Here is a 19,316-nt window from a genome sequence, read left to right as displayed (position 1 = left end):
GAAAACCAACCGGGGGGTTGGCGGGGCGCTCACGATCCCGAAGTCGTTTGAGCGCCCCTTCTCACCGTTTTCGCTGCTGGTGCTGTGGGCGCGGGTGTTCATGCGGGTGCGGGCCGGCTGCGGTTGTTCAGCACACCATTGCTTTCCTCGAGGTAGCACGAGCCGCAGAGCGACTCGTAGGTCACCTCGGCGCCGTCGATGGCCACCTGGTCGCCGTCGAAGACGAAAACCCCGTCGATCTGGCGCCCGTTGAACACCGCCTTGCGCCCGCACCGGCAGATCGTCTTCAGCTCCTCGAGGCTGTGCGCCACCTCGAGCAGGCGCCGACTGCCGGGAAAGGCCACCGTCTGAAAATCGGTGCGGATGCCGTAGGCCAGCACCGGTATGTTCTCGAGGATCGCGATGCGCAGCAGATCGTCAACCTGCTGCTCGGTGAGGAACTGCGCCTCGTCCACCAGCAGGGAGCTCACGTCGAGGCCGGTCTCGGCGAGCACCCGGGCGCGGTGCTCGTTGAAGAGGGCGTAGGCATCCGTCTCGGGGGTGAGTAGGTAGTCCACGGCCCGGGTGACGCCGAGCCGGGAGAGGATGCCCCGGTCGCCCTTGGTGTCGACCGACGGTTTGGCCAACAGCACCTGGTGGCCGCGTTCCTCATAGTTGTAGGCGGCCTGGAGCATCGAGGTGCTCTTGCCGCTGTTCATGGCTCCGTAGCGGAAATACAGTTTCGCCATTGCGTGGTCGCCCCCTCGGCTGGTCGCGCTCGTGCCGCTCTGCTGCGCTGCGTCAGGCCGCGCTGCGTGTCGTGGCGCTGCGTGCGCCTAGCTCAGCGTACTGGTGGAACTGGGCGGGGGCGCTTGTCGCCGAATTCCAGCGTCAGGCCGGGGCGACGGATGCTCACCCGCACCCACGGGAACACCACCCGCAGCACCGCCGTGTAAGAGCGCAGCAGGGCGCGCACCCGGCGCGGCGGGAGGTCGAGCGCCACTCGGATCGAGAACGTGTCGATGCCGGAGTGCCACTGCTGGCGGTCGCTCGGCGGGTCGACCTGGGTGTCGGGCTCGGAGTCGGGCTCGGTGTCGGCCTGCACCACGAGGCTGCGCGGGTCGAAGCCGGGGGCCAGGCAGAGCATGCTGATCAGGGCCGAGGTGGCCGCACGCTGCTGCGTGCCGAAGTGCGCCGCCCGGTGCTCGGGGTCGGCCACGACAAGCAGCGGATCCTTGCCGCGCTCGAGGAGCGCCGTGCGTTCGCGGGCGATGACGGCGTCGAGCCAGGTCTCGTCGATGTGCGCCACGATCGCCCGGCGAACCCCGGCGGCGAGCTCGTTCGCGCGATTGATGTCGGCCTTGGTCACCTCGCCGCGTTCGAGCACGCCGTCGAAGAGGGGGAAGACACCGGGTTGCAGGGAGGCGAGCTGCTGCTCGACCACCTGGCGCACCACGCTGCCGCGGGATTCTTCGGTGCGACGGGCGATGGCGCGGCGGGCATCCGTCTGCCAGGCCAGCAGTTGACGCACGATGCGGCGGGAATACGCGGCGGCGGCGAGGCCGAGTGCCAGCACCTGGGTGACCGCGACGACCACGAAGACGCCCGACGGCACCCGCACCGAGCGGAACGGTTCCTGCGGCAGCGTGACCGCGGCCACGACGACGGAGGCGAGCACCGCGGCCAGCGCCAGTTCACGCCAGGGGCGGAAGGGGGCGAGGGCCACGAGCAGGAAGCCGATGGTGATCGGGCCGAAGTCGTCTTGCACCAGGGAGTTGCTGCCCCAGCGGGCGGCCTGGTCGAGCAGGTGGGCGGCCAGGCCGAGGCTGATGATCAGCAGCAGCGACGTCTGGCGCACCGGGGACCGCGACGGCCGTACGGCCGACACGAGCGCGGCGGACGCCACTGCGGCGGCGGCGAGGGCGAGCACGGCCAGGAACGGATGCCGGATCTCGTCTGCCTGCAGCACCGTGGTCACCACCGCGTAGCCGAATACGACCAGGGCAATGCCGGGCACGATCGTCCAGACCGCGAGGGCGCCGAGCGGGTCGAGGCGCTGCTGGGTGAAGGCGTGCGGCTTGGTGTGAGGCGTGGGCACGGGGGTGTGGTTCTGCTGTGCGGCTGCGGCGGCGGCCGCGGCCGCGGCGCTGCCTGACGACGAGGTTGCCTTCGTGGGTGTCACTGGGCCACCCGCTCGGGGTCTGGGGTCTCTGTGTGTTCGGGCTGTTCTGTCGGCTCGGCGTGCCCGCCGGGTTCCTTGATCGCCACGGGCACGCTCAGCATCACCGAGGTGCCGGCGCCCGGCCGGGTGAGGATACTCACCGAGCCACCCAGCCGTTCGATCCGGCGGCGCACCGCCTGGCGCAGGCCAAGACGGTCGGCACCGGTCTCCGATTCCGTGAAGCCGCGCCCGGCATCCATCACCATCAGTGAAATGTTGCTCGGCTCGGACTCGATCACGACCTCGGCGGCGACGATGCCGGAGTGCAGGATCACGTTCACGAGGCACTGCAGCACCGCCAGGCCCAGCTCGCGGTCGCTGGCCGGGCTCAGGCGACCGAGGGCGGCGCGGTCTCCCGTGACTTCGACCACGAGGCCACGATCGCGACTGCGCTCGATGGCGGCGTAGACCGCGCTGGTTAGCCAGGCATCCGTGCCCCCGTGCGGTCCGACGCTCAGCGCATCGGCGTCGGTGAGCCAGTCGGTGCCGCGCAGGGTCTGCAGGGTGTCACGGATGCTGCCGGCCAGGTTGGCGCTGAGCGGCCCGGGATGCGCGCGGGCGAGGGCGACGAGCTGCTGGAGGGTGGTGTCCTGACCCAGGGCGAGGGTGCGCAGGTCGAGCTCGTGGCGCAGCAGGCGGGTCTGGTCCGTCTGCATGGCCCGGTGCAGGGCGATCTGAACGGACCACTCGCGGCGCACGAAGACCGTCAGCAGCAGCACACTGACGAGGAAGAGGTAAGTCGAGATGGTGAAGACGTCCGCGCCGTAGGGCACCTCGGTTTGCGCGGCGGCGTACACCGTGACGGCCTCGGCCAGGACGAAGGCGGTGGTGCTCCAGAGCACGCCGGCGCGGGCGGAGACTCCGGCGCCGCCGACCATGACCAGGGCCAGCTTCGGCAGGGTGACGAGGAAGACGTTCGAGCTCGGGAACAGGTCGGGCATGCCCAGCACGGTAAGCGTGTAGAGGTAGGTGGCGACGGTGCCGGCGACGAGGTAGGCGATCGTCAGGGCGACGGTGCGGCGCAGGGAGAGGGCGATCAGCACGGCGGCCATGAGGAGGAGGGCGACGATGGTGGCGAGGGTTTCGGTGGGTGTGGTGGCGACGGTTTCGCTTGTGGCTGCGGTTGTGGACAAGCTGAGGAGGATGATGGCGGCGAGGGAGGCGGCCAGGCAGGTCAGCGCAAACCAGTGTGCGGCCCGCGCGAGGGCATGGCTGAGGGCCCTCTTGACCAGGTGGTCCGGGAGTCCAAGCGTCATGGCAACCCTCTCTGTTCGGTTGATTCTCTCATTCCGCGGGGGCGCTTCCGCGCTGCCCCGGGTAATCCGCTTCGCCCAGATCGAATTCGACGGAGATTGTGCACAATAACGTGGCCACGGGGCCCTTTTGCGCAATCATCGTGCAAGATCTCCGTCGAATTCGTTCGGCTGGGGTCGCGCGGGGCGGCGGGGCATCCGTCGCCTACGGACGGGTGACGCTGCGGCTCCGGCGGCTCCGGCGCTAGCCTCCCTGCCATTCCCCGCGCCCCTCCATGCCTTCCCTGCCATCCCCCCGCGCCCGGGTGTGGCTAACTCAGGAGATCCCAGCCGCCGGCCACGGCGCGTGCACGGATCAGTGCCGGAGTCGCCGCGACTCGGTTACGTCCCCGCCCGGATCTCCTGAGTTGGCCACCAGTACCCGCCTCTTCCCACCCCGGACACGCATAGCTCCTGCAATTTGGCCAAAATAGGTCCATTTCGGCCCGCCTTGAGCCTCTTTGACCCGCTACTGAGAAACTTCAGGAGTTATGCAGAGCACGGCTCGGGTACGGGCCCGCAGCGACGGCAAAAAATGCCGCGGCACCGGTTCAGGGGCCTCCCCACACCGGTATCGGCCCTCCTCGATCGGGAGCAGGGTGCAGCGACCACGGTCACCGGCATCGGCATCGGCCCGGCATCGGCATCGGCATCGGCATCGGCATCGGATGTGGCTAACTCAAGAGATCCCAGCCGGCGGCCCGACCGCGGGCGCGAAGCACTGCCGAAGTAGTCGACACTCGGCCGCGACTTGGGCGGGATCTCCTGAGTTAGCCCCACCACGGGCCGGGTGTCGAGGCTCTGGGGCGAGCCGGCGACGGGCGTGACGGATGCGGCGGCGCGGCATCCGTTCGGAGCAGCAGTGTGAGCTAACTTCGGAGAAATTCGCGACACGCCGGTTGACGCGCCCGCCAGGACGGCGTGTTGCGAAAAACTCCGAAGTTACGGGCGGAGAACAGGCACCCGCAGCCCACGGGCACGGGCAACCCCCGCACCCCGGGCAACCCCCGCCCACAACCTCCTATGCGGTCAGATTCAGCACGGCCGCGGTCGCGGCGAGCGACGCGGCGGCAACAGCCGGGTCGTCGGAGAGCTTCGTGCCGAGGCTCGGGATCATCTCGCGCAGCTTGGGTTCCCAGGCCGGGTACTGCTCGGGGAAGCAGCGCTTGATCAGGTCCACCATGATCGGGGCCGCGGTCGAGGCTCCCGGGGAGGCGCCGAGCAGCCCCGCGATGGTGCCGTCGGCCGAGGTGATGACCTCGGTGCCGAACTGCAGCACGCCGCCCTGCTCCGGATCCTTCTTCATGACCTGCACGCGCTGTCCGGCGGTGATGAGTTCCCAGTCGCCGAGCTTCGCGGTCGGGATGAACTCCTGCAGCGCCTTGAGCTTCGTCTTCTTTGAGGCGAACACCTCGCCGATCAGGTACTTCATCAGGCCAAAGTTGTGCGCGGCCACAGCCAGCATCGGCCCGATGTTGTGCACCCGGATCGAGAAAGGCAGGTCGAGCCAGCTGCTCGACTTGAGGAACTTGGGGGTGAAGCCGGCGTACGGTCCGAACAGAAGCGAGGTCTCTCCCTCGACGACGCGGGTGTCGAGGTGCGGCACCGACATGGGTGGAGCACCCTTCGCCGCCTTGCCGTAGACCTTCGCGTGGTGCTGGGCGACGAGCTTCGGGTTCGTGGTGCGCAGGAACTGACCGCTGATCGGGAACCCGCCGAAGCCCTTGATCTCGGGGATGCCGCTCTGCTGCAGCAGCGCCAGGGCGCCGCCGCCCGCACCGACGAAGACGAACCGGGCGTTGACGACGCTCGGGTGGTTGCCGACCAGGCGGCGCAGGTTGAGCTTCCACGAGCCATCCGTGAGCTGTTTCACACCGGTGACCTGCTGGTTCGTGTGCACGCCCACGCCCTCGGCGGCGAGGTTCGCGAAAAGGTAGCGGGTGAGGGCGCCGAAGTCCACGTCGGTGCCGGACACGATTCGCGTCGCAGCGATCTTCTGGTTCTTCGGGCGCTTCTGGGTGAGGAGCGGGGTCCAGGTGCCGATCACGGACGGATCCTCGCTGTATTCCATGCCCGCGAAGAGGGGCTCGCCCTGGAGTGCCGCGAACCGCTTGCGCAGGTATTCGACGCTGCTCTTGCCGTGCACGAAAGTCATGTGCGGGGTGGAGTTGATGAAGTTGGTGGGCTCGGGCAGCACGCCCGTCTCGACCAGGTGCGCCCACAGCTGGCGGCTGATCTGGAACTGCTCGTTGATCGCCACGGCCTTGGCCGCGGTCACCGAGCCGTCCTTCGATTCGGGCATGTAGTTCAGCTCGCACAGAGCCGCATGGCCGGTGCCCGCGTTGTTCCACGGGTTGGAGCTTTCCTGAGCGACTTCCCCCAATCGCTCGTAAACCTCGATGCTCCAGTCGGGCTGCAACTGCTTGATCAAGGTACCGAGGGTGGCGCTCATGATGCCGCCACCAATAAGAACGACATCAATCTTCGCCATTGGATTCACCCTTCCACCATATCGGTGGCAACGGATGCCTCCCGCCGGAACGCAGGCACATCAGGTCACGGTTGGCTCGGCAACGAGCTCAAAAGCGGCTCAGCCGCGACTCTTCACGAGCTCGTAGTTGGCGATGAAGTCGTCGACGGACACGCTCGCGACCTCGCGCACGATCAGGTCGAGATCGAGGTCGGCCAGCGTCTTGAACCGCACGCAGCTGTTGCCCATGTTCAGCGTGCGTCCGGTGGCGTCCCATTGGGAGCGGAACGCGGCATCCTTCTCGGGAAAGCTGGAGAGGCCCATCAGGTAGAGCGAGTTGTAGTGCTTCTGCGCGGCCAGGCTCACATAGACGAGCGGCTGTTTGTTGTCGGTGTTCGGCAACAGCTCCAGCGGAACCGCCCAGCCGAGCATGCCGCCGTAGATGCCGAGCCGATACCCCGCGGGCATGGCATCGCGCACGACGTCGAGCACCGGGTAGATCACCGCCCGACGCTCGGGTTCGAGGTCGAAAACAATCGTCTCCACCTCGAACGGAACCGGTTCTGTGCTCATGAAGCAAGCGTAATGCCGAGCCTCGGCACGACCGCACGGGCGCCGTGCAACTCCAGCCGCGACAGGGTCTTCTCAAAGCTCTCCGGCACGCCGTAGTGGAACCCCTGCGCGCTACGGATGCCCAGCGCACTCAGGTGGTTCGCCATCGCATCGTTCTCCACACCCTCGACGATCATCGAGTACTCGAGGTTGTCACCGAAACCCTGCAGGGCGGTGAGCACCTCCCGCTGGCGGATGTCGTCGAGGTCATCGACCAGGCTGCGGTCGATTTTGAGGATGTCCATGGGCATCCGCACCAGGGCGTCGACCGACGAATCCTGGGAACCGTAGTCGTCGAGCGCGATCATCATGCCGAGGTCGCGCAGGCGGTCGGCCTGGGCACGGATGGCGGGGGTGACCTTGGTCATCGACCGCTCGTTGAGCTCGAGGCAGAGCGAGATGCCGGGGTAGCGGTCGGCGAGCTCCTCGATGTAGTTGCCCACACGCTCGGGCAGGATCTGCCCGGCCTCGACGTTGATGGTCATGCACACCACGCGCGGCTCGACCAGCCGGAAGTCCGCGGCGGCGGCCATGGCCTTCACGGCCACCTGGCGGGTCATCGCGTCGAGCCGGCCGAGGCCCTTCGCCTTCTCGACGATCGACGGTGGCGATAGCGGGCCGAGGTCCGGGTCGGTGTACCGCACGAGGGCTTCGAACGCCCAGATCTGCCCGGTGACGAGGCTGACGATGGGCTGGAAGGCCAACTCCAGCAGGTCCTCGTCGATGGCGTGGGCGATGATGTCGTTCATCTGCGAGGAGCGGTGGCTCGAGATGTTGAGGCTGCTCTCCTTCGACGGGCCGCCGCGCCGCCGGGATTTCTTGATCGCGAGCATCGACCGGTCGGCATCCTGGACCAGCTGGTTGACGTCGGTTTCTCGGTGCGCCGAGTAGGCCAGGCCCACGCTGATGATCGGGCTGTGGGTCGTCTGGCCGATGAGCATCGGCTCCCCGGAGACCACCAGGATGCGCTCGGCGATGGACTTCGCCTCGGCCAGCGACGCCAGGTGAGTGAGGATGATCACGAACTCGTCGCCGCCGACCCGGGCGACCACGTCATTCGGGCGCACCACGGCGCTCAGCCGACGCCCGAGCTCGCGCAGCACCTCATCGCCGGTCTGGTGGCCGAACCGGTCGTTCAGTCGTTTGAACTCGTCGAGGTCGATGAACAGCACGGCCAGGGCTTCGGAGTAGTCCCGGTGGTCGTTGATGTTCGCCAGGGCCTCCTGGAACGCGCCGTAGTTGGGCAGGCTCGTGAGCGGATCGGTGTTGGCGCGCAGGGTGAGGCCGGCGATGTTGCGGCGGGCCCGCACGACCATCTCGGCGGTCGTGGCCAGGGCCTGGAGGGCGCGGCGGTCGTTGCCGGTGAAGGCGCCGTCCATGGCGTCGCGCCGGGCCACGATGTACTGGTCCGGCCCGATGGCGCCGGCCAGCGGCAGCAGCATGCTGATCTCGCCGGGCTGAGCGGGCTCGCTGCGCACGATGACGGATTCGGCACCGATCGCATCCGCCACCACGCGGCGCAGCAGGTCGGTGACGGCCGCCGGGGAGCCGGGCTCGGGGTCCGGGGCGGCGGCGGCACTCATGACGGGGCAGGTGTTGTCGGCGGCGCTCGTGATGGCGGTAGCGCTCGTGGCGCCGATGTCCGTGGTGGCTGGGCTCGTGGGGTTGACCCGCCCGGAGGGCTCGGTGCCCGGGTCGGCGGCCAGCGCGCTCGTGGCGGCGACCATGCCGGCCAACCGGTGGCGCATGACCGCCATCACCGTGAAGACCTTGACCACGGAGGCGACGATCATCAGGGCGAACAGCACGATAACGGCATCGAGCGTGTTGGTGACCTCCACCAGGAACGGCAGCCCCACGACGCTCCAGTGCGCGGCCGTCACCGTGACCACGGCGGTTCCGACCAGCACCAGCAGAACCCGCAACGGCGACAGGGGGCGCCCGCCGCTGCGCCGACCGAGCGGGCCGGCGACAAAGCGCTGGCGCAGCGCCTCGGTCGCGATGATGAAGAAGACATAGCCCACGGATGCCGCGGCCACGCCCGCCAGAATCGGCAGTCCGCCCGCGCCGAACCAGGTGAACAGGCCGATGGCGACGAGGGCGCCGGCACCCTGCAGGCCGGCGCTGTAGAGCGCGACGGATGCCCGCCCGGACTCGATCAGGATGGCCAGCAGAACGCCGAGCGCGATCAGCCCGGCCGAGACCGGCAGGGAGAGGGTCGAAGCCAGCGCCGGCAGCGCCAGGACGGGGAGGCTGATCATCGGGCTGCGGTGCGCCACGGCGCCCACGCGCACCCAGGTGAGTTCGAGGGTGGCCGCGCAGACCACGCCGACCCCGGCGATCAGCCAGCTGTCTGAGGGGTCATTCAGGAGCAGCACGAATGACGTGGCAATGAGAGCGAGGCCGACGCTGGCGAACACGAGGAAAGCCAGGCGTTTAACGCCTCTGGAGTTCCGAATCTCGCCCACGAGGTCTGACACTAGCGGAGTGTGCGGCCGGTCATACACCACCACGCTGAGGTCAGCGGGCGAGCAGGTCCGCGGCGACGAGTTCCGCAATCTGCACGGCGTTGAGGGCCGCACCCTTACGAAGGTTGTCGCTGGTGATGAACAGGGCCAATCCACGCCCGTTCGGCACGCCGCGGTCCTGACGCACGCGGCCGACGAAGCTCGGGTCCTGGCCGGCCGCTTCGAGGGGTGTGGGGACATCCGTCACGACCACGCCCGGGGCGGTGGCGAGCAATTCGAGGGCGCGGGCGACGGTCAACGGGTTGGCGAACTCGGCGTTGATCGAGAGGGCGTGGCCGGTGAAGACGGGCACGCGCACGCAGGTGCCGGAGACGAGCAGATCGGGCAGCTCGAGGATCTTGCGGCTCTCGTTGCGGAGCTTCTTCTCCTCGTCGGTCTCGAATTCGCCGTCGTCGACGATGGAACCGGCCAGCGGGATCACGTCGAACGCGATCGGGCGGGCGTAGACGATGGGTGCCGGCATGGGCACAGCGGACCCGTCGTGCACCAGCTGGAGCAGGTTGTCGCTCAGCGCGGCGGCGCGCACCTGGCTGGCGAGCTCGCGGGCGCCGGCCAGGCCGCTGCCGGAGACCGCCTGGTAGGTACTGACGATCAGGCGCTCGAGGCCGGCCTCGTCGTGCAGCACCTTCAGCACGGGCATGGCCGCCATGGTGGTGCAGTTCGGGTTCGCGATGATGCCCTTGGTGGCGAGCTTGATGGCTTCGGGGTTGACCTCGCTGACGACCAGCGGCACGTCGGGGTCCATCCGCCAGCCGGAGGAGTTGTCGATCACGGTGACGCCGGCCGCCGCGAACCGGGGAGCCTGAATTTTCGAGAGCGTCGCGCCGGCGGAGAAGATGGCCACGTCGAGTCCGCTGGGGTCGGCGGTGGCGGCGTCTTCGACGACGATCTTCTCGCCCTTGAAGTGCAGCACGGAGCCGGCGGACCGGGACGACGCGAAGAAACGGATGCCTCCGACCGGGAAGTTCCGTTCCTCGAGCAGGCTGCGCACGACGGCGCCGACCTGGCCGGTGGCCCCGACGACGCCGATCTGGATTCCTGTGGTGCTGGTTGCTGCGGTGCTGGTTGCTGCGGTGCTGTTTGCTGCGGTGCTGTTCACTGTGTTTCCTCCGCTGGATGCCGTGGCTGCTGGTGCTGGTGGTCTCGCTCTCGCGCGTGCCCTTGCTCGCGCCCCTGCCCTTGCCCTTGCCCTGTGGCTAACTCAGGAGATTCTCGCGATTTGGCCCGAATTCCGGCCGGATCGCGCCTGTGTGCTCTGATTCTCCTGAATTAGCCCCAGGGAAACCGGTTGAACGGGGTCAGGGTGGGGTGGGTCAGGGTGGGGTGAGTCGGGGTGGGGGCCGAGCCCGGCTGGGCCGACGGGCGCCGGCTAGCGGCCGGTGCCGCCGTGCACGACGGCGTCGTTGGTGGAGTCCAGGCCGAATGCGGTGTGCACGACCCGCAGCGCCTGGTTGATGGTGTCGGCGCGGGTGACCACGGAGATTCGGATCTCGCTGGTCGAGATCATTTCAATGTTGATCCCGGCCTCGAACAGCGCCTCGAACAACTTCGCGGACACGCCCGTGTTGGTGCGCATGCCGGCGCCGACGAGCGCGAGCTTGCCGATCTGGTCGTCATACTGCAGACCGGCGAACCCGACGTTGGCCTGCTCGTTGCTCAGCGCGGTCAGCACCTGCTGGCCCTCCGATTTGGGCAGGGTGAAGGAAATGTCGGTCAGTCCCGTGGACGCGGCCGAGACGTTCTGCACGATCATGTCGACGTTCGCGTTGGTCTTCGCGACGATTTTGAAGATCTGCGCGGCTTTGCCCGGAATGTCGGGAACGCCGACGACCGTGACCTTGGCTTCGCTCAGGTCGGCGGCGACCCCGGCGATGATTGGCTCTTCCACTATCTCTCCATTCGCGGATGCGTTATTGGGATGTGTGCGCTCGGTGGCCGACGAATTCGGGATCGCGACATGCGGGCTCGTGGTATCGGGGTTGTAGACGATGGTTCCCACGTTGTTGTTGAACGAGGACCGCACATGCAGCGTCACACCGTGCCGACGCGCATATTCCACCGCCCGAATATAGAGGACCTTCGCCCCCGCGGCGGCGAGTTCGAGCATTTCCTCGCTGGAGATGCGGTCGAGTTTGTGCGCGCGCGGAACGACGCGCGGGTCGGCGGTGAAGACGCCGTCGACATCCGTGTAGATTTCGCAAATATCGGCGTTGAGCGCGGCGGCCAGCGCGACGGCGGTCGTGTCGGAGCCGCCGCGGCCGAGCGTGGTGATGTCTTTGGTGTCGCGATTGAAGCCCTGGAAGCCGGCGACAATCGCCACGGCACCATCGTCGAGGGCATCGCGGATGCGCCCGGGAGTCACGTCGACGATGCGGGCGGCGCCATGTTGGGCATCCGTGATCATGCCGGCCTGACTGCCGGTGAAGGAGCGAGCGTCGTAGCCCATGCTCTTGATCGCCATGGCGAGCAGTGCCATCGAGATGCGCTCGCCCGCGGTGAGGAGCATGTCGAGCTCGCGCGGCGCGGGGATCGGGGTGACCTGATGCGCAAGGTCGAGCAACTCGTCGGTGGAGTCTCCCATCGCGGAGACGGCGACGACGACCTCGTTGCCCGCTTTGCGGGTGTCGACGATGCGTTTGGCCACACGTTTGATGCTTTCGGCGTCGGCGACGGATGATCCGCCGAACTTCTGCACGATCAAGCTCACGTGGCACTCCAAGGGTTCGGGTACGCGGGCACAGGCAAGCTCCCATCATAAATGCTGTTGTATTCGACAGCGGCCATGTGACGGTGTGCGGCAACCATTGACACCCCGTCATTGACACTATGTTAATCACGGTCGTAGGATCGGGGCAGAAGGCGGATCCCGCCCCGCCACGCGGTTCAACCCAGTTGCCGAGGAGGCTCCGATGCCCGACGAGTTCACATCGAAAGCGCCGGTGCCGGTGCGCCAGAGCAAGCAGCCGGACGAGCGCCGGGACGACATTCTGCGTGCCGCCCGGGAACTGGTCGCCGAGCGCGGCGTGGCCCGCGTGAAGATCACCGACATCGCCGCCCGGGTCGGCGTCACCCGCGGCCTGATCTACCACTACTTCCCGGACAAAGACGCGATCATCGACCTCATCTGCGAGGACCACATCGCGGAGTTCGTGACCGACCTCAACCTCTGGGACGCCGCCCGCATCCCCGGCGACATCGACCGCGCGCTGGTCGACTGCGTGGCACTGTTCCGTCACCACCTGCATCGCACCGACCTCTTCCGCGAGGAGCTCGGCCGCACCGAGTACGCGGGGCTCTACAACGAGTTCGTCGACCGGGCCGTCAAGGCCGTCGTCGACCGGCTGCAGGTCACCACCGTCGAGGCCTACGCGCGGCGGCACAAGATCCGGATCGACAACGTCTCCGAGGTGTTCTCTGTGCTGGTGTTCGGGCTGATCGGGCTCGTGCGTTCCAAGCCCACCGTCTTGGACGATGTGCTCGTGGCGATTGTGCGCCAGACGCTCCACCTCGACCACAACGCGCCGGCCTAAGACTTTTCCTGCAGCACCACTTTTTCACCCAGTACAAAGGAGTATCTGCATATGTTCCTATTCGACACCATTCCGTGGTCGTCGACCCTGATGTGGGTCGCGGTCGTCGCGGGGCTGATGATCGCCAACGAGGTCGCACGGTCGAGCAAATGGGCGTCGCTGGCACTGTTTATCGCGCTGCCGGTGGCGCTGACGATCTTCGTGTGGCCCACCACCGCGGGCGCCGGGTCCAGCACGGGCACCTGGTTCCACTGGGTCAAGGTCTACTCGGCACTCGCCGGATGCCTGGGCTTCATGGCCATCCGTTTCATTCCGCGTCTGGCCAAGAACCGGTACGCGCTGATGTTCCCCGCGTTCATTCTGGCGCTCAACATCTTCGAGGCCGTGATTCGCGACTTCCAGGTCTACGGGCTGAACGGGATGGTCGACGGAGTGTTCATGGTGGGCGGGCCGTGGAACATCATGAACGGTATCGCCGGGCTGCTGAACCTGCTCACGATCTGCGGCTGGGCCGGGATCATCATCAGCCGCGGCCCCAAGAAGGACATGATTTGGCCGGACATGCTGTGGTTCTGGATCATCGCCTACGACCTCTGGAACTTCGCCTACGTCTACAACGCGGTCGGCGACCACTCGTTCTACGCCGGCGCGGCGCTGCTCGTGTCGTGCACGATCCCCGCCTTCTTCATCAAGCGCGGCGCCTGGCTGCAGCACCGCGCGCAGACCCTGGCGTTCTGGATGATGTTCACCATGGCCTTCCCGACCTTCGTGTCGAGCTCGCAGTTCGCAGTGAAGTCGTCGCACGACCCGGTCGCCCTATTCTGGGTGAGCGCCGTGGCCCTCGCGGCCAACATCGCCGTGGTGGTCTACCAGATCTACACGATCGTGAAGAGACGCCGCAACCCGCTCACCGACGAGCTGTTCACGCACCTGCCCGCGTACCGCACGGTGCTCGAAGCGAACAAGCCGCTGGTGCCGGCGGCTGCTGCTCCGGCCGCGCCCCCGCGGGCGACCGCCAGCGCGAAATAGAACGCCGTAACTGCGGAGAATTTCGCGACACGCGGCATCCGTCGCCCCGCCACTTCTGGCAGCGGGCAGGCGGCGCGGGGGCTAGTTCGTGACGGTACGGCGGCCCTCGAAGGCCCGCCCGAGGGTGACCTCGTCGGCGTACTCGAGGTCGCCGCCGACCGGCAGCCCTGACGCGAGCCGGGAGACCTTGATCTCGAGGGTGGTCAGCAGGCGCGACAGGTAGGTCGCGGTCGCCTCCCCCTCGAGGTTCGGGTCGGTGGCGATGATGACCTCCTGCACCGTGTTGTCGGCAAGGCGCTGCATCAGCTGACGGATGCGCAGGTCGTCCGGTCCGACGCCGTCGATGGGGCTGATCGCCCCGCCGAGCACGTGGTAGAGCCCCTTGAATTCGCGGGTGCGCTCGATCGCGACGACGTCCTTGGCCTCTTCCACCACGCAGATCATCGCCGGATTGCGGCGCGGATCACGGCAGATCATGCAGGTCTTCTGCTCGGACACGTTGCCGCAGATGTCGCAGAACTTCACCTTGTCGCGCACCTCGAGCAGCACGTTGGCGAGCCGGGTCACGTCGAACTGCTCGGTCTGCAAGATGTGGAACGCGATCCTCTGCGCGGACTTGGGCCCGATTCCGGGCAGTGTGCCGAGCTCGTCGATCAGTTCCTGAACGATGCCTTCGTACATGGTTTAGTCGCCTCTGGTTCGGGGTGCCGGATCGTGCGGCTGTTCTTCTAGGAAGGTGGCGCCGAGGATTTCGCGCACCACCGACTCGCCGTAGCGCTGTTTGTCCGCAAAGGCGGGCCCGCGACGGGCAACGGATGCCGCGCCGCCCGCCCGGTTCGGAGCCTGCACCTGGGTGCGCGGCGGGGTTCCGGGCTGGGCGCCGTTCGGGTTCAGGTCCGGCGGGAATTCTTCGTCGTAGGGCGGGGGCTCGTCGTCGTAGGGCGGCTGCGGCTCAGGGTCTCGCCCGGACGCGGGAAGCGTCGTGGGCGCCGGCGCGCTCGACGTGGAACGCGGGACGGTCCGCGGTGCGGATGCGTGCGCGCGGTCATCGGGGGTCGCCGCGGGGGTCGCAGCGGAGGCCCCAGCGAAGGCATCAGACGCAGGTGCAGCGGTTTCAGCAGTCGGGGCTGACCCCGGGATGGCTACCGTGGCCCAGCCGGTGCCGGCATCCGAGGGACTCGGGATGGCAGCGGTCGCCCAGCCGGTCGCGGGCGAGGCGACCGCCGGGCTGGCGATTGCGCGGCTGGTCACCGGCGACTCGGGCACTGTCGAGCTGGCAGCCATCGGGCTGCTGACCGTGGGGCTGGTCACCGTGGGGCTGGCAGTCGATGCCGCAGGCGCTTCTGGGGCGTCAACCTTGCCAACGCCGGCCGGTGCGCAACCGGCTGCAGCGTTCACGGCGGCAGCCGGATCGGAGTCGGCGATAGCAGCAGCCCGGTCGGCGTCGGCGTCGGCAGCAGCCGGATCGGGGTCGTCGTCGGCGGGCGACGCCTCGTCGGTTGTTGTAGCAGCAGCAGACTTGGGTATCGTCCTGGAGCCGGTGTCGCCGCTTCCGGACCCGGCTGCGGCCGAGCCGCTGACGGTTGCGGCCTGCGCGACAGGGCTCGGCGCGGTGGAGTCCTGCACGCCGAAACCTGACCCCGGGGAGACCGGGGCGACCGGTGCCGGAGCGGGGGCGGATGCGTTGGGGGTGGCTTGGGCATCCGTTCTCGGGGAGTCGACCCGGGCGGTGAGCTGGGGCGTGAAGCCGAGCACCTCGTTGACGGCGCGCTTGAGATAGTCGCCGACGCCCTGCCCGGGGGCCGCCGACTGCTTGAGTCCGGCGACGTCGTTCTGGCTCGGGAAGGAGAGCACCAGCAGGTCGCCGCCACGCAGTTCCATGGCGCGGGCCGTGTAGAGCACGAGCCAGGCGCTGATCTTGGCGGCCTTGACTGCCTCGAGGATCTGCGGCCAAGAGTCCTTTACCTGCTGCAGGGTGACGGGTCCGACAGGGCGGGGCGGGGCCGCGGCTTGGGTCGCGGGCGCAGCGGCAGCAGGCGCGGCGGCAGAAGCTGCAGCACCAGACGCACCGCCGGAGACCGCGGGCCGGCCGGAGGCATGCGTCGCCGAGACCGCAGCCGCGCGCGGGGGCGAGCCGACCGGGCTGGTGGCTGGGGCATCCGTCGCCGGGCTGCCGCCGGGATCAGAACCAGACCCAGACCCGGAACCCGAACCGGAACCGACCCCGATGCGGCGCTCGAGGCGTTCGACTCGGGCGAGCGCGCCGCGGGTGGAATCGTCGCTCGCGGGGATGAGCACGCGGGCGATCATGAGTTCGAGGTGCAGGCGGGGGCTGGTCGCGCCGGTCATCTCGGTGAGGGCGGCGTTGATCACGTCGGCGGTGCGGGAGAGCTCGGCGGGGCCGAACTTCGCGGCTTGCACGGCCATGCGGTCGAGTTCCTCCTGCGGCACGCCGCGCAGCACGGCGGCAGCGGCGGCGGCACTCGTGGCGCCCACGATGATGAGGTCGCGCAGGCGTTCGAGCAGGTCTTCGACGAAGCGGCGCGGGTCCTGGCCGGTCTGCACGACCCGGTCGACGGCGTCGAACGCGGCGGACGGGTCGCGGTCGGCGATCGCGTCGATTGACTCGTCGAGCAGCGACGCGTTCGTGTAGCCGAGCAGCGCCACGGCGCGGTCGTATTCGACGGAGTGCCCGTCGGATCCGGCCATCAGCTGATCGAGCAGCGACAGGGTGTCGCGCGGCGACCCGCCGCCGGCCCGCACCACGAGCGGCAGCACGCCCGGCGCGACGGTCATCTGCTCGGTGTCGCACATCTGCTGCACGTATTCGAGCATCGGCCCGGGCGGCACGAGCCGGAACGGGTAGTGATGCGTGCGCGAACGGATGGTGCCAATCACCTTTTCGGGCTCGGTTGTCGCGAAGATGAACTTGACGTGCTCGGGCGGCTCTTCGACGATCTTCAGCAGCGCGTTGAAGCCCTGCGGCGTGACCATGTGCGCCTCGTCCAGGATGAAGATCTTGTATCGGTCGCGGGCGGGAGCGAAAATTGCGCGCTCACGGATGTCCCGGGCATCGTCGACCCCGTTGTGGCTGGCCGCGTCGATCTCGACCACGTCGAGGGATCCGCCGCCGTCGCGGGAGAGCTCCACACAGCTCGGGCAGACCCCGCACGGTGTGTCGGTGGGACCGTCGGCGCAGTTCAGGCAGCGCGCGAGAATGCGGGCGGATGTCGTCTTGCCGCAACCTCGGGGCCCGCTGAACAGATAGGCGTGATTCACCCGGTTCGTGCGCAGGGCCGTCATCAGCGGATCGGTCACCTGAGACTGACCGATCATTTCGGCAAAAGTCTCGGGCCGGTAGCGGCGATACAGGGCGGTAACCACGAGGTCAATCGTAGCCGGAGCCACTGACAGTGCGGTGTGGGGTGGGGTGGGGTGGGGTGAGGTGAGGTGTGGGTGGGGTGAGGGGTGGGTGTGGGTGGGGTGGGGTGAGGTGAGGTGTGGTGGCGTGTGTAGCGGGGCGGGCGACATCCGTTTGCCAGGCGGGCGAGGCTCAGGCGCGGCGGGCTCAGGCGCGGCGCGCGACGGCCTGGTCGAACGCGCCGGGGCGATTGCTCACGATTTGCTTGCCGAGGGGCGCGAGCGAGACCGCCACCATCTTGAAGTCGGCGATGCCGAGGGGGATTCCGATGATAGTGAGGCAGAGCGCGATTCCCGAGACGATGTGCGCCAGCGCCAGCCACCAGCCCGCGAGGATCACCCAGATCACGTTGCCGATGAACGAGAACGCTCCACTGGTGGGTTTGGCCACGACGGTGCGGCCGAACGGCCAGAGCGTGTAGGCGGCGATGCGGAACGACGCGAGGCCCCACGGGATCGTAACGATCAGCACGCAGAGCAGAATGCCCGCGGCGAGGTAGCCCAGGAACAGCCAGAACCCGCTCAGCACAAGCCAGATCACGTTCAGGAGTGTGCTCACGCGAAAATACTACCCGCGCCGGAGGTGGAGGTCGCGGAATTGGAATCGGGCGTGGCGAGCGCGGACATCCGTCGCCGGCCGCGTGTTGCCCTCCCGGCTCCCGACTCCCGGCTCCCGGCTCCCGGCTCCCGGCTCCCGGCTCCCGGCTCCCGGCTCCCGGCTCCCGGCTCCCGGCTCGACACTAAACTCGGAGATTTTCGTAACACGCCGCCCACAGCGCCCACGGATGCGGCGTGTCCCGAAAATCTCCGACTTTGCTTCACCCGCGAGGCCCAGCGAAGAACAAAGAACAAAGAACAGCCGGGAGGAGAGCGGACCAGGCGAGCAAAGCATCCGTCGCCGCCACGACCGGGCTCGACTCTAAACTCGGAGAATTTCGCAACACGCCGCCCACGGCGCCCACGGATGCGGCGTGTGCCGAAAATCTCCGACTTTGCATCACTCGCGTGGCCCAGCGCAGAACAAAAACAGCCGGTGGCCGACAATCGCACCCGCACCCCCCGCCACGCGCCCACGGGCACCCACACGGCACTCCCCCACAGACAGCCGGGGCAAAACCTTCTCCCCAGGCCGCCACTCCCCCCGGGAGAGGGCCGGGCCCGCGGGCATCCTGAACGAATGCGCAGCACAGCGACCCTCATCTGCACCCTCGGACACGCCGCCATGACCGACGAACTGCTCCGGCTCGGCGTCACTCCCCGGCAGCTGCGCATGGCCATTGCGCGCGGAACCGTCGTGCGCGCCGCGCGGGGCGTCTACCTCTGCGCCCACGCCGACCGCGACCAGCGCGATGCCGCCGTTGCCCACGGCCGGATCAGCTGCCTCAGCGCCCTGCGCCGGGCCAACGTCTGGGCCGGAATCGACCGTTCGCTGCACCTGCAGGTGCCCGCGCACGCGACCGGCACTCGGCCCGTGCGGGATCAGGGCGGGCAGCGAATCCACTACCACTGGGCGCAGCCGCGGTTCCCGGGAACCACCGAGCGATCCTGGCTGGTCTCGCCGATGGAGGCGGTCTGGCAGGCCATCCACTGCCTCGACGAGGAGCATGCGATCGCCTGCCTCGAGTCGGCGGTGCACGAGGGATTCCTCACGATCGACCAGGTGCGCGAGCTGTGCGCACGGGCGCCGGTCCGGCTGGCGGGAGGCATTCGCGAGCTGGAATTCACCTCGGGCTCCGGCATGGAGACGATCGTGCGGCGCCGGCTGCGGCATGTGGGCTACTCGGTGGTGGCGCAGGTGAAGGTGGCAGGCATCGGCGACGAAGATCGGTTACGTCCCCGTGNGTGAGTGGTGTGGTTTCCCGCTCTTGAGTGTTGCTTCGTCAACGTGAAGAGCCACCGTGGGATGGTCAGTGAGTACCGATCAAAGAACTCACAAAGGACACCACACGATGGCTCTAGACCAGTCTGCCCTGCTCGACCTGCTGGGAGAACTCAAACTCACCGATGTCACCGACCGCATCCGCGTCGCGACCGAAACCCTGTATCAAGAACTGATCGATGCGGAAGCGACCGCGTTCATCCGTGCCGCCCCGTTCGAGCGCTCCGGTGACCGCACCACCCACCGCAACGGCACCCGGCCGCGGACGTTGACGACGACGGCCGGGGACCTCGACCTGAAGATCCCGAAGCTGCGCGCCGGGTCGTTCTTCCCGGCGCTATTGGAGCGCCGCCGCC

General features: G+C 68.1%; 14 protein-coding genes. 3 read left to right on the top strand and 11 right to left on the bottom strand.

Features of this window, described 5'->3' with window-relative positions; all coding sequences use genetic code 11:
- Positions 1-98: 98 nt before the first annotated feature.
- The 8 genes from E3O18_RS12880 to E3O18_RS12845 all read right to left on the bottom strand — a co-directional run bounded on the left by E3O18_RS12880 (position 99) and on the right by E3O18_RS12845 (position 11,809).
- Positions 99-728 (bottom strand): thymidine kinase, encoded by a 630-nt coding sequence (locus E3O18_RS12880; protein ID WP_134395681.1) that lies wholly within the window; start codon positions 726-728, stop codon positions 99-101.
- A gap of 92 nt (positions 729-820) precedes the next feature.
- Positions 821-2,161: a hypothetical protein gene (locus tag E3O18_RS12875; protein WP_134395682.1), complete on the bottom strand. Its 1,341-nt coding sequence runs from the start codon at positions 2,159-2,161 to the stop codon at positions 821-823.
- Complete coding sequence (locus E3O18_RS12870; RefSeq protein WP_134418247.1) at positions 2,158-3,456, bottom strand: ATP-binding protein; 1,299 nt, start codon at positions 3,454-3,456, stop codon at positions 2,158-2,160. The genes E3O18_RS12875 and E3O18_RS12870 overlap by 4 nt, the downstream gene beginning before the upstream one ends.
- A 1,057-nt stretch (positions 3,457-4,513) precedes the next feature.
- Entirely contained in the window at positions 4,514-5,983 is a 1,470-nt protein-coding gene (locus tag E3O18_RS12865) for a malate:quinone oxidoreductase (protein WP_134395684.1), read from the bottom strand.
- Between the two features lie 99 nt (positions 5,984-6,082).
- Positions 6,083-6,535 (bottom strand): DUF1801 domain-containing protein, encoded by a 453-nt coding sequence (locus E3O18_RS16610; protein ID WP_134395685.1) that lies wholly within the window; start codon positions 6,533-6,535, stop codon positions 6,083-6,085.
- On the bottom strand, positions 6,532-9,054 hold the full coding sequence (locus tag E3O18_RS12855; RefSeq protein ID WP_134395686.1) for an EAL domain-containing protein: 2,523 nt from the start codon (positions 9,052-9,054) through the stop codon (positions 6,532-6,534). Before E3O18_RS12855 ends, E3O18_RS16610 begins: the two co-directional genes overlap by 4 nt.
- 40 nt (positions 9,055-9,094) lie before the next feature.
- Positions 9,095-10,201 carry an aspartate-semialdehyde dehydrogenase gene (locus tag E3O18_RS12850; protein ID WP_134395688.1) on the bottom strand — a complete coding sequence of 369 codons (1,107 nt, stop codon included), beginning with the start codon at positions 10,199-10,201 and terminating at the stop codon, positions 9,095-9,097.
- A gap of 270 nt (positions 10,202-10,471) precedes the next feature.
- Positions 10,472-11,809 carry an aspartate kinase gene (locus E3O18_RS12845; RefSeq protein WP_134395690.1) on the bottom strand — a complete coding sequence of 446 codons (1,338 nt, stop codon included), beginning with the start codon at positions 11,807-11,809 and terminating at the stop codon, positions 10,472-10,474.
- Between the two features lie 202 nt (positions 11,810-12,011).
- On the opposite strand from E3O18_RS12845, the gene E3O18_RS12840 reads away from it, so the two are divergent.
- The gene (locus E3O18_RS12840) at positions 12,012-12,632 is read left to right on the top strand and encodes a TetR/AcrR family transcriptional regulator (RefSeq protein ID WP_134418246.1); all 621 of its coding nucleotides are present in this window, start codon (positions 12,012-12,014) and stop codon (positions 12,630-12,632) included.
- A gap of 51 nt (positions 12,633-12,683) precedes the next feature.
- Positions 12,684-13,661, top strand: a complete 978-nt coding sequence (locus tag E3O18_RS12835; RefSeq protein WP_134395693.1) for a DUF5692 family protein — start codon at positions 12,684-12,686, stop codon at positions 13,659-13,661.
- Positions 13,662-13,742: 81 nt separating this feature from the next.
- Here E3O18_RS12835 and recR read toward each other — a convergent pair whose 3' ends face one another.
- The 3 genes from recR to E3O18_RS12820 all read right to left on the bottom strand — a co-directional run bounded on the left by recR (position 13,743) and on the right by E3O18_RS12820 (position 17,640).
- Positions 13,743-14,342, bottom strand: coding sequence for a recombination mediator RecR (recR, locus tag E3O18_RS12830; RefSeq protein WP_104099829.1), 600 nt, complete (start codon positions 14,340-14,342; stop codon positions 13,743-13,745).
- Between the two features lie 3 nt (positions 14,343-14,345).
- Entirely contained in the window at positions 14,346-17,045 is a 2,700-nt protein-coding gene (locus tag E3O18_RS12825; RefSeq protein ID WP_174722121.1) for a DNA polymerase III subunit gamma and tau, read from the bottom strand.
- 184 nt (positions 17,046-17,229) lie between these two features.
- Positions 17,230-17,640: a YccF domain-containing protein gene (locus E3O18_RS12820; protein WP_134418243.1), complete on the bottom strand. Its 411-nt coding sequence runs from the start codon at positions 17,638-17,640 to the stop codon at positions 17,230-17,232.
- Positions 17,641-19,030: 1,390 nt separating this feature from the next.
- On the opposite strand from E3O18_RS12820, the gene E3O18_RS12805 reads away from it, so the two are divergent.
- Positions 19,031-19,316 (top strand): transposase (locus E3O18_RS12805; protein WP_174722120.1); only part of this gene is annotated, 286 nt, incomplete at its 3' end.

The organism is Cryobacterium sp. TMT2-42-4, assembly GCF_004402645.1.
Classification (GTDB): Bacteria; Actinomycetota; Actinomycetes; order Actinomycetales; family Microbacteriaceae; genus Cryobacterium; species Cryobacterium sandaracinum.
The sequence above is the reverse complement of the archived record's forward strand: the minus strand, read 5'-3'. Positions and strand labels throughout refer to the sequence as shown.

Bases quoted from the DNA above. Each gene is read 5' to 3' on its own strand.
- E3O18_RS12880 (WP_134395681.1), bottom strand. From the start codon at position 728: ATGGCGAAACTGTATTTCCGCTACGGAGCCATGAACAGCGGCAAGAGC.
- E3O18_RS12870 (WP_134418247.1), bottom strand. From the start codon at position 3,456: ATGACGCTTGGACTCCCGGACCACCTGGTCAAGAGGGCCCTCAGCCAT.
- E3O18_RS12865 (WP_134395684.1), bottom strand. From the start codon at position 5,983: ATGGCGAAGATTGATGTCGTTCTTATTGGTGGCGGCATCATGAGCGCC.
- E3O18_RS16610 (WP_134395685.1), bottom strand. From the start codon at position 6,535: ATGAGCACAGAACCGGTTCCGTTCGAGGTGGAGACGATTGTTTTCGAC.
- E3O18_RS12840 (WP_134418246.1), top strand. From the start codon at position 12,012: ATGCCCGACGAGTTCACATCGAAAGCGCCGGTGCCGGTGCGCCAGAGC.
- E3O18_RS12835 (WP_134395693.1), top strand. From the start codon at position 12,684: ATGTTCCTATTCGACACCATTCCGTGGTCGTCGACCCTGATGTGGGTC.
- recR (WP_104099829.1), bottom strand. From the start codon at position 14,342: ATGTACGAAGGCATCGTTCAGGAACTGATCGACGAGCTCGGCACACTG.